Genomic DNA, 12,650 nt, shown 5'->3' with positions numbered 1-12,650 from the left:
GGCAATAGCTTTTAAGATAAAAATAATTAGCAAATGGTATAAAAACTTTTTGGATTCACCGAAAAAGAAATAGCAATTACGGGATTGCACGCTTGCTATCTTCCATTCCAACCTCCCAAAACGCAAAAACCCCCGACCATTTTTCAATGATCGGGGGTTTTGATTACCTATCTGGTGGAGCTGAAGAGAATTGAACTCTTGACCTCTTGAATGCCATTCAAGCGCTCTCCCAACTGAGCTACAGCCCCACGGCGAAAAGCAGAATGACCAAAACTAGCCTAACTGTCAATACAATTTTGCATTTTTTTTACAGAGGCGGTTTTGGCGGCAATTCTGCCACGTCTTTCAGCCCTATTTCGGCTCCGCAGCCAGTTGCGCAAGCACCTTGCCGATATTTTCCAGCGCGCCCTTGAGCACGTCGTCACCCACAGCGTACGAAAAGCGGATGCACTTGTCGTCGCCAAAGGCCGCGCCCGGCACCACGGCCACGTGGGCCTTGTCGAGCAGCAGGGTGCAAAGGTCGGTGGAGTTGTGCACGCTGCCGCCATAGCACTTGGAAACATCCAAAAAGAGGTAGAACGCGCCATCGGGCTTGGGGCAGATGGCAAAGGGCCAGCCCTCAATGATCTTCATGGCAAAATCGCGCCGCCGCACAAAGGCCTCGCGCATTTTGTCCACGCATTCCATACTGCCGGTCAAGGCCGCAAGGCCCGCCTTCTGCGCGATGGAGCAGATATTCGAAGTGCTGTGGCCCTGCATGGCCGATATCTTTTTGATCAGGGTCGGGTGCGCAGCCAAAAAGCCCACGCGCCAGCCTGTCATGGCGTAGCTCTTTGAGAGACCGTTGAGCACGGCCACCTGCTCGGGATATTTGGCAAACCAGCCAATGGCGCTGGTCATCTTGGCAGGGGCGAACACAAGCTGATCGTAAATTTCATCAGAAAGCACAAACAGCCCGCGCGCAATGGCCCAATCCATAATGGCTGTAAACTCGGCCTCGCTGTAGACCGCGCCAGTGGGGTTGCTGGGCGAGTTCAGAATGAGCAGCTTGGTTTTATCCGTGGTGTGCGCCTCGAGCATGGCGGGCGTCACCTTGAAGCCCTGCTCCGGCCCGGCAAGCACAGGCACGGGGTTTGCGCCAGTCAGCATGACCATATCGGGGTAGCTGAGCCAGTACGGGGCAGGCACAAGCACCTCGTCGCCGGGGTTGAGCGTGGCCTGCATGAAATTATAGAGGCAGTGCTTGCCGCCCGCGCCGATAACAATGGATTCCATCGGCACCGGGACGCCGTAGTTTCTTTCAAAATACGCGCCCGCAGCCTTGCGGAGTTCGGGAATGCCCGGCACGGCGGTGTAGCGGCAAAAATTGTCGTCAATAGCCGCTTTGGCAGCCTCGCAAACGTGTTTGGGCGTGGGGAAGTCCGGCTCGCCCACGGCAAGGCTGATTACTGAAATTCCCTGGGCCTTAAGCTCAAGGGCGCGGCTGTTGACACTGAGTGTCAGAGAAGGTTTGATACTGCTCAGACGGTCTGAAATCTGCATAAGGGGGCTCCTTGGCGTATGCAACGCACCCGCAATCGGCAGGCGTACTCACAACTGGCTGTTTCTAGCAGCTTCATATCGGGGTGTAAATGAGCTCTGAACCCAAAAATGCAGCACATACAGCCGCTGCCGATACCTCCCGGCCCTCATGCGGCGACCTGCCCGGCCCCTCCACCGCTGCCCCGCTGCTACCCTTGCCGGCCCACTGCATTGTGGCCGCCTTTGTGGCGCGCCGCAAACGCTTCAGCGTGCTGTTGCAGCATCAGGGCGCAGACCTGTGGGTGCACAGCAACAATTCGGGGAGCATGCTGGGCCTGTGCCTGCCGGGCGCGCCGGTGCTGGCATCCCCGGCAAGCAATCCTGAACGCAAGCTCAAATACACGCAGGAATGCGTGTGGCTGGCACGCAGGGCCGTACCTGCACTGGTTGAGAGCGCCCACGAGTCTGGAGCACATGAATCAGACACACACTCCCCTGCCGACGGCTTCTGGGTGGGTGTGAACACCAGCACCCCCAACCGCATGCTTGAGGCGGCCTTTCATGCGCGCCGCCTGCCCTTTGCGCAGGGCTACACCACCATTGTGCGCGAGGCCAAACGCGGGCAAAGCAGGCTGGACGGCCTGCTCACGGCCCCCGGTCTGCCGCCTCTGTGGGTGGAGTGCAAAAACGTCACGATGGTGGAAGACAACGCCGCATGCTTCCCCGATGCCGCCAGCGAACGCGGGCAAAAGCACCTGCGCGAACTCATGGACATTGTGGCCTGCGGCGAACGCGCCGCCATGTTCTATCTGGTGCAGCGTCCGGACGGGGAATGCTTTGCTCCGGCGGATTTCATTGATCCGGCCTATGCCGCCCTGTTTTATGAGGCGCTCTCCGCAGGGGTGGAGATGTATCCCTTCCGCGCCTTGGTCAGCCCTGCGGGCATTGACCTTGGCCCCATGCTGCCCGTGCGACCGGAGCGCCCATAATATTCGAGGTGCCCGTAGTTCCCGAAGCTTGGGGCAGATTCCATGTCCCGGCGCAATGATTTGGTGGTTAGGAACAGTTTCTTCAAAGAATTACTTCAATAATAACAGAATAATAAATTAATTGCGCACAATTTGAGCGCCCGCATTTAAGGAATTGATTTTCGGCTGTGGCAGAATGGAGGGGGAACCTTCATCCTGCCGCTGCCGTTTTTTACGCGCCGTGCAGCAGTGGGCACTTCACCAAACAAAAGCTTGTACCCCACGGCTGATCATCATTGAAATGTTCAAAACAAATATTTAAATTACAGTATGTTATTTTAGTTTTGAACAATATCTACGCCCGTTTTTTGCACTTGTGCACAGTGCCGACATTCTGCCCGATAGCGAAACAGGGGTTCACCCTTGCGCCAACAGGGCCAGATTATGCACAAATCAACATGCAAATTAATATTGTATTTTCAGTATATTACGTAATTTATGAACAGTATCGCCAGTGTCAAACGCACACAAGGCAACACAAGAAACGCGGTCACAAGCGAAGAAACACGCGTGGAAAGAGGCAGCCCCCGGCGTGGATTTGCCCAGCGGACAAAAATGACTGCACACGCAAAAAAGCCGCCCCGAAGGACGGCCTAGAAAAAGGTACACGTGTACCTGAAAAAGTTTGCGGCTACATGTAACCCTCCAGATGCAACAGGGCTTCCTTGATCGGCAACCCGCCCCCGTAGCCAACCATGCTGCCGTCCGCGCCGATAACACGATGACAGGGAATAAATATGGCAATGGGGTTGCGATTATTGGCAAGGCCCACCGCGCGGTATCCATTGGGGCAATTGGCGGCTTCGGCTACCTGCCTGTAGCTGCGCGTCTGCCCGTAGGGTATCGTTTGCAGGGTACGCCACACGCCGCGCTGAAAGTCCGTGCCCTCGGGGGCAAGGGGCAAATCAAAATCGCGGCGCTTCCCGGTCAGATATTCGTCAAGCTGCTTAAAGGCCTCACGCAACAGGGGTGTTTCCTGCTCCGTGGTATTTTTCAATGGCTCAAAGGGTGCCGTGGGGCCAAGATCGAGCCGAATTACGCACCCCCCGCGCTCCACAATACGCACAGTACCGATAAGCGGCACTTCGCGCGTCAGTGCATGCGCTGCATGGGGAGGTTCCGTTTTTTGTTTGCTGTTCATGCCTTCTTTTCCTTCTTCACGGTTACGGGTTTGAGGGAATAGGCAAAAATCGCGCCCACAATGGAAAGCGCCGCCAGCGACTGAAAGGTGGCTGGCATGCCGTAGTTGTCTGCAATCCAGCCAAGCAGCGGGGCAACCACGCCGCCAAGGCTGGTTGCCAGGCCAAGGGTTATGCCCGAGGCAAAACCGATGTTCTTGGCAAGATACTGCTGGCCCAGCACCACCTGCGCGCTGAATGGCGCGTACAGCACAAAACCCAGCAAGGGCAGCAGAGCCCAGGCCGCGTACAGGTTGTTGCTCAGGCTGAATACTGCCACCACTGGTGGCAACAGGGCGAATACCCCGCGAATAACGGCGCGGTAGCCAAATCTGTCAGAAAGCATCCCGCCGAAAAAGTTGCTGATAACACCGCATACGCTGAAAAAGGTCAGGGCCACAGCGCCCGTTGCCGTGGACTGCCCGAAAGCGCTGACCCAGTAGAGCGGAATAAAGGTGTTAAAGCCCACAAAGGTGATGGAACGGGTCACAATGGAGACCGTCAGCTTTGAAAATTCGCGCCAGTTGTTCTCGCCGGGGGTTTCTCCCTCCGCCGCAAGGGCTGGCCCGGCCTTGCCGCCTGCCGCCGCGCCCACCTTCTTGGTAGCGCCCATGCGGGCGATGGACCACACCAAGATGCTCGCCGTTATCACAGCCAGCACGGCAAAAACTGTCGTCCCGGTCAGGCCAAAGGCCCCAAGGCAGGCGGTAGCCAGCAGCGGCCCCAGCACAAAGCCCCCATTGCCGCCAATGGAAAACAGGCTCATGCCCGTGCCCTTGTTCTGCCCCGACACCGCATTGGCAAAACGCGCCCCTTCCGGATGGAACAGGGCCGCGCCAATGCCGCTCAGGCCGATAGCCGCAAAAATTCCCCAGTAGCCGGACATCCAGCCAATGGCCGCGAGGCCGCAGCCCGCCAGCAGCACGCCCACAGGGATGAACCAGGGCTTGGAAAACCTGTCTGAAAGCAGGCCGAACAGCGGCTGGATCATGGACGACAGGCAGGAGTAGGCAAACATCAGCCCGCCCGTGGCCTGATAGCTCAAATCAAAAGCCGACCGCAAAAAAGGCAGTATTGCGGGCAATGCCCCGCCGTTAATATCGCACGACAAATGCCCTAACGACACAAGGAGTATTTTCTTTTTGTCCATTGCGGCACGCTACACCAATGTTGTTCCAAATCCAAGCAACGCGCACGGCTTCACAAGCGCGAGGACTGCACTGCGTTCCCGGCTGTTGACGCGCTGCACTTGCTCGCTTAAGCAGAGGGAGGCCATGAAAACGACAACTTTTCCCGCCCACGCAGGGCATGCCGCACCTCGCCCGGCTGTAACAACAGTCAGGGCCGCATCTACCAAGGATTACTCGATCTGTGCCGACATCTGGCTGGCGGCCTCTCTGGCAGGGCATGACTTTGTGCCTGCCGCGTTCTGGCGCGGGCAGCGGGCGGCTATGGCGGAAAGCTATCTGCCTTCATCGCAGGTCTTATTGCTGACAGCCGATGGAGAGCACGCCGCATTTGCCGCAACCCTGCCGGACGGCAACTGCACGTATCTGGCGGGATTGTTCGTGCTGCCCCGCTGGTGGGGCAAGGGCCTTGGGCGGCAACTGCTGGAACTGGTGCAGGAACAGGTGCTGGCTGAACTCCCAGACCAGAAGAACGCCAGCCTCCGCTGCACCGTATACGATAACAACAGCCGCGCCCTGGCATTTTACGCCAGCAGGGGGTTTATCCCCACAGGGCGCAGCATCTGCCCGCATACCAACGAGCCGCAGACGGATATGCTCTGGACTGCGGCGAGCACTGTTCACGACAACGCGGCTGCAACCTGCCGTCCCTAGGCAAAGCGCGCCGCAGGAGCCACCATGAGCAATCATTCTTCAGCATCGGCCAGTTCCAGCGCAACCTCCCTGCCCAAGGTGGCCCTTATTGCCACGGGCGGCACCATTGCGGGCGTTGCCCCCACGCCGCTTGAGCAGATCAGTTATCAGGCGGGGGTGCTCACCGTTGACAGCATGCTCGAAACCCTGCCCGGCATTGAGGGCGTGGCCCGCATCACCAGCGTGCAGTGCGGCAACCTGCCCAGCGAGAACATCACCCCCGAGCATTGGGCCATGCTGGGCGAGCAGTGCGCCAAGGCGCTGGGCGACCCAGAAATCTGCGGCGTGGTGCTGACCCACGGTACAGACACGCTGGAAGAATCGGCCTTCTATCTGCACCTCACCCTTGCCAGCCCCAAGCCCGTTGTGCTGACCGGCTCCATGCGCCCCGCCACCTCGCTGAGCGCAGACGGCCCCATCAACATACGCGATGCCGTGGCTGTGGCGGCCTGCCCGCAGGCGCAGGCGCGCGGCGCGCTGCTGGTCATGAACAGCCGGGTGCTCTCGGCCCGCACGGCGGTGAAGGTCGCCACGCTTGATGTGGAGGCCTTCCGTGCGCTGGAATCAGGCTGTCTGGGCCGGGTTATCAACGGCGAACCTCAGTTTTACTACGGCGGGGAGGAAAATCCCGCTCTGGCAGGAACCTTTGCCGAGCTTGCGGGCCGCAAAAATCTGCCACGTGTGGATGTGGTCTACGGTTGCGCGGGCATGCCTGTTGATCTTGTGCGCTATTCCGTGGAACGCAGCGCGGGCATAGTGCTGGCTGGCATGGGCAACGGTTCCATGCCCGATGCCGTGCGCCACGAGCTGCGGCAGGCCATTGCAGGGGGCATCCCTGTTATCCGGTGCAGCCGCACCGGTTCCGGCCCGGTCACGCCCCTTGATGAATACGAGGGCTTTGTGCCCGGCGGCATGCTTTCGCCCGCCAAGGCCCGCGTGCTGCTCATGCTGGCGCTGGAGCAGCAAAAGGAGGCAGAACCGGCGCAGCGCATGCTTTCGGTGCGCGAAGTGTTCGCCCTTGGGGCCAAACTGTAGGCAACAGGGCCCTTTGGGCTTGCCTGCGGCGCAAAAAAACCGCAGTGTGTGGTTTATTTTCTTTTTCAAGCCCATGACCCCAATGGAATCAGGAGAGCTTCATGTCGTATCGCTTTATTCCCCAGCTCACCGATGAGGATATCCGCCAGAAACAGCTTGAAGGTCTGCGTTACACCGTGCGTCAGGCCTGGAATTCGCTCCAGTACAGGGCAAAGCTGGAAGCCTGCGGCCTGAAGCCGGACGACATCACAAGTCTTGACGACCTGCGCCGCCTGCCCACCTGCGATGTGGAAGACCTGCGCGAGGGCTATCCCCTGCCGCTTCTCTGCGTGCCGCCGCGTGATGTGGCGCGCATACATGCCTCCAGCGGCACCACGGGCAAACGCAAAATTCTGGCCTACACCCAGCGCGATATTGATACGTTCAGCCTCCAGATTGCCCGCTGCTTTGAGCTGGCGGGCTTTACCCCCGAAGACCGCATGCAGCTTGCCGTGGGCTATGGCCTGTGGACGGCTGGCGCTGGCTTTCAGGCGGGCAGCGAAAGGCTTGGCATGCTCACCGTGCCTGTGGGGCCGGGCAACCTTGAAATGCACCTGCAGCTTTTGCAGGACCTGGGCGCCACCGGCTTTACAGCCACGGCATCCATGGCCCTGCTGCTGGCGGAAGAAGTGGAACGGGCCGACCTGCGCGGCAAGATCAAGCTCAAGCGCATGGTCTGCGGTTCAGAAACCCGCAGCGAAAAAATGCGCCTCGCCATTGAAAGCAAGCTCGGCCTTGAGGGCTGTTACGATATCGGCGGCATGACCGAAATGTACGGCCCCGGCACCGCCATCGACTGCGATGCCCACGAAGGCCTGCACTACTGGGCCGACCTCTTCATCATCGAAGTGCTTGACCCCGCCACCATGCAGCCCGTTGCCGAGGGCGAAGTGGGCGAAATGGTCGTTACCAGCCTGTGCAAGGAGGCCGTGCCCTTGCTGCGCTACCGCACCCACGACCTTTCGCGCCTGCTGCCGGGCCAATGCTCCTGCGGCCTTGCCATGCCGCGACATGACCGCATCCTCGGACGCTCGGACGACATGATCATTTACCGTGGCGTGAACATCTACCCCGGTCAGCTCATGGAAGTCATCGGTCAGTTTGCGGAGCTTGGCGGTGAATATCAGGTGGAACTCACCCGCGATGATCGCTCCCTTGATCATCTGGCCCTCACCGTGGAACGCGGGCAGGGGCAGACCGCAGGCAACGATGCCGCCCTGGCCCATGAGCTTGAAACCCGTCTGCACAAGGCCATCATGGCCCGTGTTTCCGTGAGCGTGGCGGACTACGCCAGCCTGCCGCGTACCTTCAGCAAATCCAAGCGCGTGGTGGACAAGCGCTAGGCCGTGCCGAAAAATATTGATTGTACTGGCGCGGGGTTTTTGCCCTGCGCCTTTATTATGAGCTTTGTCGCCGTATGCCTGCTGGCCTTTTGCCTGTTGCCACTCGCTGCCTCCGCGCGCGAAATCGCCGATGTGGATAGCCCCGCATGGTGCGCCCGACACGTCAACACAGCAAAAAATCAGACAACAGGGCCGAATCAGGCACAAGCCGAATGTCTGCGGCTTGAAGCTGCCTGCCGCGCTGCCCTGCCCGACCTTGCCCCAGCCGCCAGTTGCCCCGACAGACAGCTAGACCGCTGCGTGGCGCAACAGCGTGATGGCGGGTCCTGGTGCGCCATCCTGTGCTGCTTTGCCCCTGATGACGCATCCTGCCGTGCGGCTGCGGCCAGCATGCCCGCCTTTCTCACCACGCCCGAACGCTAGGCCAAAACATCAGGCAAAAGTCGCCGCCCAGAGTGGGTGGGGCAGAGCGCCAGCCCTTCGCCCGACGGCGGACGCTTGCATTGCCGCATGTGCGCTCCACCCCGGCAAATTATCACAACTCCCTTTGCCGCATAGACCTTTGCCCCTTTTTGGCATAGGATTTTATGCGAGCGCGCCCATGTTTTACGCGCCAGAACCGCCGACACTGGAGCGCGTATGCCCCTTGCCGCCTTACCCGCATCCATTTTCTCGCTTGCAGGCTACCTCATGCTTGCAGGGGGATCGTTTGCGCTGGTGAGGCCCGGTCTGGGCCTGCTCATTGTGCCAGTGCCGCTTCTGGCAATTCCCCTGCATTTTCTTGCGCGGCGCATCGGCGATTTTGCTGGCGTGGCGCATTCCCGCTGGCAAATGCGCACCTTTGGTCTTTTTCTGCTGCTGTTTCTTGGTGTTGTGGCCATTTTTTTCATTCTTGGCGCAATTTGCACTGACGGCCCGGCTCTGGACAGGCTGGAACTCATCGGCAATGCCTATAATTCCGGCAATGTTGACCTGTATGCCTCGCTGGTGGGGCTGTGGGAAATCAAGGAGTTGCAGGTTTTTACCCTGAGCGCATCGGTGTGGGCGGGGCTGGCGTTGTTGTGGCCTCTCAAAAGGGCATTTCAGGGCATGCTGGCGCTGGCTGCGGGCATTGCGCCCAAGGCCTTGCCCCTTTGGGGCTGCTGGCTGGCCCTTGCGGCCGCCATTGCGGCGCAGGGCGGCATGCTGGCCTGGCTGGTGGCACGGCAGGCTTAAGTCGCAACATTCTCAAGCGCACTGAGCCTTACAACTAGTCTGAAAAACCTCCGCGAAACACCGCATCGCCCGCATTCCCCAATTTCCCGCACCCAAAAACAGAAGCCGCACAAACCAGACGCGCTGTCCCGGCTTATGCGGCTCCCGCAACAAATATGCGGCGCAGGCAAGCCCTGCTACTGCTTCTTGGGTTCCTTGGTCAGGTCATCGGCAGCTTCGCGGGCATGGCGCACCAGTATGGCGCGCGCACCGGCAATCTGGCCCAAACCCTTGAGGTTGGTCTCCACCTTGAAGCCGGCTGCTTTGAGTTTCGAGGCCCAGGAATCGTCTTCATCCCCGGCCATGTCGTTGTGCGCATGATCGCCAGCCACCAGCATGAGCGGTTCGATAACCACCTTCTTGACCTTGGCTGCCTTGAGTTCCACCAGCAGATCGTCCACGCTGCGCGCACCCTCTACTGTCGCCATAAACACGCGTTTGTCCGCATCGTGGAACACGGCGCGCGTACCTTCAAAGGTCAGATCCGCGCGGCCATGGCTCTGGCCGTGGCCCATGAGCACCAGGGCTGCATCCTTGCCGCGCAGGGATTTGACGTCTTCCCTGATGGCCTGAATGAGTTCCTGCGCGTCTTTTTTCGATTCCAGCATGGGGCGGCCAAGAAACACGGAGTCAAAGCGGCCCGGATTTTTTTGCAGATCGATAAGCACGGCCCGTTCAAGCGCGCTGAACTCCTCGCCCGCCATGACGTGCAGCGACTGTACGCGCACGACCTTGACGCCGTCCTTGGCAAGCTGGGCGAGGCCATCGCTGATGCCGCCCACGGGATGCCCCTCGGCGGCTATTTTTTTGCGGATAATCTGCGAGGTATAGGCCCACACCACCGGCTGACCGGGAAAAGCGGCCTTGAACTCCGCATCCACGGCCTTCATGGAAACCAGGGCTTCGGGAACACTGGTGCCAAAGGCCACCAGCAGCACGCCCGCTTTGGGGCTCTCTGCGCCGGATTCAGCGGCAGGAGCAAGCGCAGGCGCGCCCATAACGGCGCACAGCAAAAGAATGGGCAAAAGGGTACGGGTGAAATAATGCAAAATGGAATGCGGCGTAGCACGCAGCATGGCAACCTCCTCAATGGCGCGTTGACGGGTTGAAGTTGGATAAAATGCCGGAGGATATTCGGACTTGAGGGCGTGGGCCTTGCGCCCCTTGCCTAGACTTCGCCTTCGCCGCTCGCGCGACTGGCTGTAGCGCCCCGCCATGTGGCGGAACGATGAAGCTTCGTTCCCTCTTACCGCAGCGCGACTGTTTCCGATTTTAACGGAATTCCCCGCCGACCCTTTCAAAACAATTCATGCGACAATAAAAGTCAAGTGGGCATACCCTGCAAGCCCCGCCAGACAGGCCCTTGCAGGGTATGCCCCGCGCGGGCTGCCGCGCCTGGGCCATCCGGAGCGGCGCGGAATCCCGATTTTTCGGCGGCTAAAGCCGATTTGGCGCGTATTTTTTCTTGTTCTTTTACTGAAATCCTGATAATAAGGCACCTCCCTGTTATGGGGAAATTATGTTTGGAGGCTGGACATATGGCAGGTTTGGAAACCGGGCACGACAACGAAATCAATTTCGAAAGCGCCCTTGAAAACTACCTCAATCCCGATTTCGGCGATCTTGAGGAAGGCTCTATCACGAAGGGCGAAATCGTCCGCGTGGATGATGACAATGTGCTTGTTGACGTGAACTTTAAGTCCGAAGGGCAGATTCCTGCGGCAGAATTCCGCGACCCCGCCGGCAACATTTCCGTCAAAGTGGGCGATCGTGTTGACGTTTACGTTGTTCGCAAGAACGAAAACGACGGCACCATCACTCTTTCTTTCGAGAAAGCCAAGCGCATGCAGGTGTTCGACCAGCTCGAAGACGTGCAGGAAAACAACCGGGTCATCAAGGGCCACATTGTCCGCCGCATCAAGGGTGGCTACACCGTGGACATCGGCGGTGTGGAAGCGTTTTTGCCCGGTTCACATGTGGATCTGCGCCCCGTGCCGGATATGGATGCCCTGGTCAACCAGGAATTCGAATTCCGCGTGCTCAAGATCAACCGCCGCCGCAGCAACGTTATCGTTTCTCGCCGCGTGCTGCTTGAAGAGGAGCGCGATTCCAAACGCCAGGATCTGCTGCGCACCCTTGAAGAAAACCAGATCGTTACCGGCAAGGCCAAGAACATCACCGAATACGGCGTGTTTGTTGACCTCGGCGGCCTCGACGGCCTGCTGCACATCACCGACATGAGCTGGAAGCGCATTCGCCATCCCAAGGAAATGATCACCATCGGTCAGGAACTGACCCTGAAGGTGCTTTCCTTCGATCGCGACAACAACAAGGTTTCCCTCGGCCTCAAGCAGCTCGTGCCCGATCCGTGGCAGGACATCTCCGCCCGCTTCCCTGAAGGGGCCAAGTGCAGCGGCAAGGTCACCAACCTGGTGGACTACGGTGCATTTGTGGAACTGGAACCCGGCGTTGAAGGCCTGGTGCACATTTCCGAAATGTCCTGGACCCGCAAGCTGCGTCATCCTTCCCAGATGGTTCACACCGGCGACGAAGTCGAAGTGGTCATCCTGGGCGTGGACGGCGACAAGAAGCGCATCAGCCTCGGCATGAAGCAGGTTCGCCCCAATCCTTGGGAACTGGTTGCTGAAAAGTACCCCGAAGGCACCGTCCTTGAAGGCGTCATCAAGAACATCACCGAATTCGGTATGTTCATTGGCATTGAAGACGGCATCGATGGTCTTATCCACGTTTCCGACATTTCCTGGACCAAGAAAGTGCGTCATCCCAACGAACTGTACAAGGTGGGCGACACCGTGCAGGCCAAGGTGCTGACCGTGGATCAGGAAAACGAAAAGTTCACCCTCGGCGTGAAGCAGCTGGTGGACGATCCGTGGGGCCATGTGCCCAACACCTACCCCGTGGGCTGCACCATCAAGGGTATCGTGACCAACATCACCGACTTCGGCCTCTTTGTTGAAGTGGAAGAAGGTATTGAAGGCCTGGTGCACGTGTCTGAGCTTTCCAGCAAGAAAGTGAAGACCCCCGCCGAGATCTACAAGGAAGGCCAGGAAATCCAGGCCAAGGTCATCCATGTCAGCGCTGAAGAGCGCCGTCTGGGCCTGTCCATCAAGCAGATCAAGGACGAAGAAGAACGCCGCAAGCCCAAGGAATTCCATTCCGGCCCGCAAGAAGCCGGTCAGAGCCTGGGCGACCTGCTCAAGCAGAAGTTTGAAGAAAGCGAAAACAGCTAGTCTGTTTCTGCTTCAAAATACAAAAGGGCGTTCCCGCAAGGGAGCGCCCTTTCTTGTTGCCCGCCAGCAATAAAACAGCGGGGGGTGTTTGAGTTGGTAATGTGCCGGCGATGCACCCGTG

Annotated in this window: 11 protein-coding genes, 1 tRNA gene and 1 riboswitch; of the genes, 7 read left to right on the top strand and 5 right to left on the bottom strand. The window is 59.0% G+C overall.

What is annotated here, in order from left to right; genetic code table 11:
• Window positions 1-172: 172 nt before the first annotated feature.
• Window positions 173-248, bottom strand: a tRNA-Ala gene (locus JMF94_RS01085).
• A gap of 103 nt (window positions 249-351) precedes the next feature.
• A complete protein-coding gene (locus JMF94_RS01080) occupies window positions 352-1,542 on the bottom strand; it encodes a pyridoxal phosphate-dependent aminotransferase (protein ID WP_240823374.1) in 1,191 nt (396 codons plus the stop codon).
• 89 nt (window positions 1,543-1,631) lie between these two features.
• Between JMF94_RS01080 and sfsA the strand changes: the two genes are divergently transcribed.
• Window positions 1,632-2,510, top strand: a complete 879-nt coding sequence (gene sfsA / locus JMF94_RS01075; RefSeq protein ID WP_240823373.1) for a DNA/RNA nuclease SfsA — start codon at window positions 1,632-1,634, stop codon at window positions 2,508-2,510.
• A gap of 670 nt (window positions 2,511-3,180) precedes the next feature.
• On the opposite strand, the gene JMF94_RS01070 is transcribed toward sfsA, so the two are convergent.
• Window positions 3,181-3,690 carry a methylated-DNA--[protein]-cysteine S-methyltransferase gene (locus JMF94_RS01070; RefSeq protein ID WP_240823372.1) on the bottom strand — a complete coding sequence of 170 codons (510 nt, stop codon included), beginning with the start codon at window positions 3,688-3,690 and terminating at the stop codon, window positions 3,181-3,183.
• Complete coding sequence (locus JMF94_RS01065; protein WP_240823371.1) at window positions 3,687-4,877, bottom strand: MFS transporter; 1,191 nt, start codon at window positions 4,875-4,877, stop codon at window positions 3,687-3,689. The genes JMF94_RS01070 and JMF94_RS01065 overlap by 4 nt, the downstream gene beginning before the upstream one ends.
• A 124-nt stretch (window positions 4,878-5,001) precedes the next feature.
• Here JMF94_RS01065 and JMF94_RS01060 point away from each other — a divergent pair, with 124 nt between their 5' ends.
• The 5 genes from JMF94_RS01060 (at window position 5,002) to JMF94_RS01040 (ending at window position 9,239) form a co-directional block, all read left to right on the top strand.
• The gene (locus tag JMF94_RS01060; RefSeq protein ID WP_240823370.1) at window positions 5,002-5,568 is read left to right on the top strand and encodes a GNAT family N-acetyltransferase; all 567 of its coding nucleotides are present in this window, start codon (window positions 5,002-5,004) and stop codon (window positions 5,566-5,568) included.
• 24 nt (window positions 5,569-5,592) lie between these two features.
• Window positions 5,593-6,642: an asparaginase gene (locus JMF94_RS01055; RefSeq protein ID WP_240823369.1), complete on the top strand. Its 1,050-nt coding sequence runs from the start codon at window positions 5,593-5,595 to the stop codon at window positions 6,640-6,642.
• 101 nt (window positions 6,643-6,743) lie between these two features.
• Window positions 6,744-8,024: a phenylacetate--CoA ligase gene (locus JMF94_RS01050; RefSeq protein ID WP_240823368.1), complete on the top strand. Its 1,281-nt coding sequence runs from the start codon at window positions 6,744-6,746 to the stop codon at window positions 8,022-8,024.
• 57 nt (window positions 8,025-8,081) lie between these two features.
• Window positions 8,082-8,447, top strand: coding sequence for a hypothetical protein (locus tag JMF94_RS01045; RefSeq protein ID WP_240823367.1), 366 nt, complete (start codon window positions 8,082-8,084; stop codon window positions 8,445-8,447).
• Window positions 8,448-8,663: 216 nt separating this feature from the next.
• Window positions 8,664-9,239, top strand: a complete 576-nt coding sequence (locus JMF94_RS01040; RefSeq protein WP_240823366.1) for a hypothetical protein — start codon at window positions 8,664-8,666, stop codon at window positions 9,237-9,239.
• Window positions 9,240-9,415: 176 nt separating this feature from the next.
• On the opposite strand, the gene JMF94_RS01035 is transcribed toward JMF94_RS01040, so the two are convergent.
• Window positions 9,416-10,354: a sirohydrochlorin cobaltochelatase gene (locus JMF94_RS01035; protein WP_240823365.1), complete on the bottom strand. Its 939-nt coding sequence runs from the start codon at window positions 10,352-10,354 to the stop codon at window positions 9,416-9,418.
• Window positions 10,355-10,385: 31 nt separating this feature from the next.
• Window positions 10,386-10,606, bottom strand: a riboswitch (cobalamin riboswitch).
• 210 nt (window positions 10,607-10,816) lie between these two features.
• On the opposite strand from JMF94_RS01035, the gene JMF94_RS01030 reads away from it, so the two are divergent.
• Window positions 10,817-12,529: a 30S ribosomal protein S1 gene (locus JMF94_RS01030; protein WP_022659135.1), complete on the top strand. Its 1,713-nt coding sequence runs from the start codon at window positions 10,817-10,819 to the stop codon at window positions 12,527-12,529.
• Window positions 12,530-12,650 lie beyond the last annotated feature (121 nt).

The organism is Desulfovibrio sp. UIB00, from assembly GCF_022508225.1.
Classification (GTDB): Bacteria; Desulfobacterota; Desulfovibrionia; order Desulfovibrionales; family Desulfovibrionaceae; genus Desulfovibrio.
This window is presented reverse-complemented; position numbering and strand designations above follow the sequence as displayed.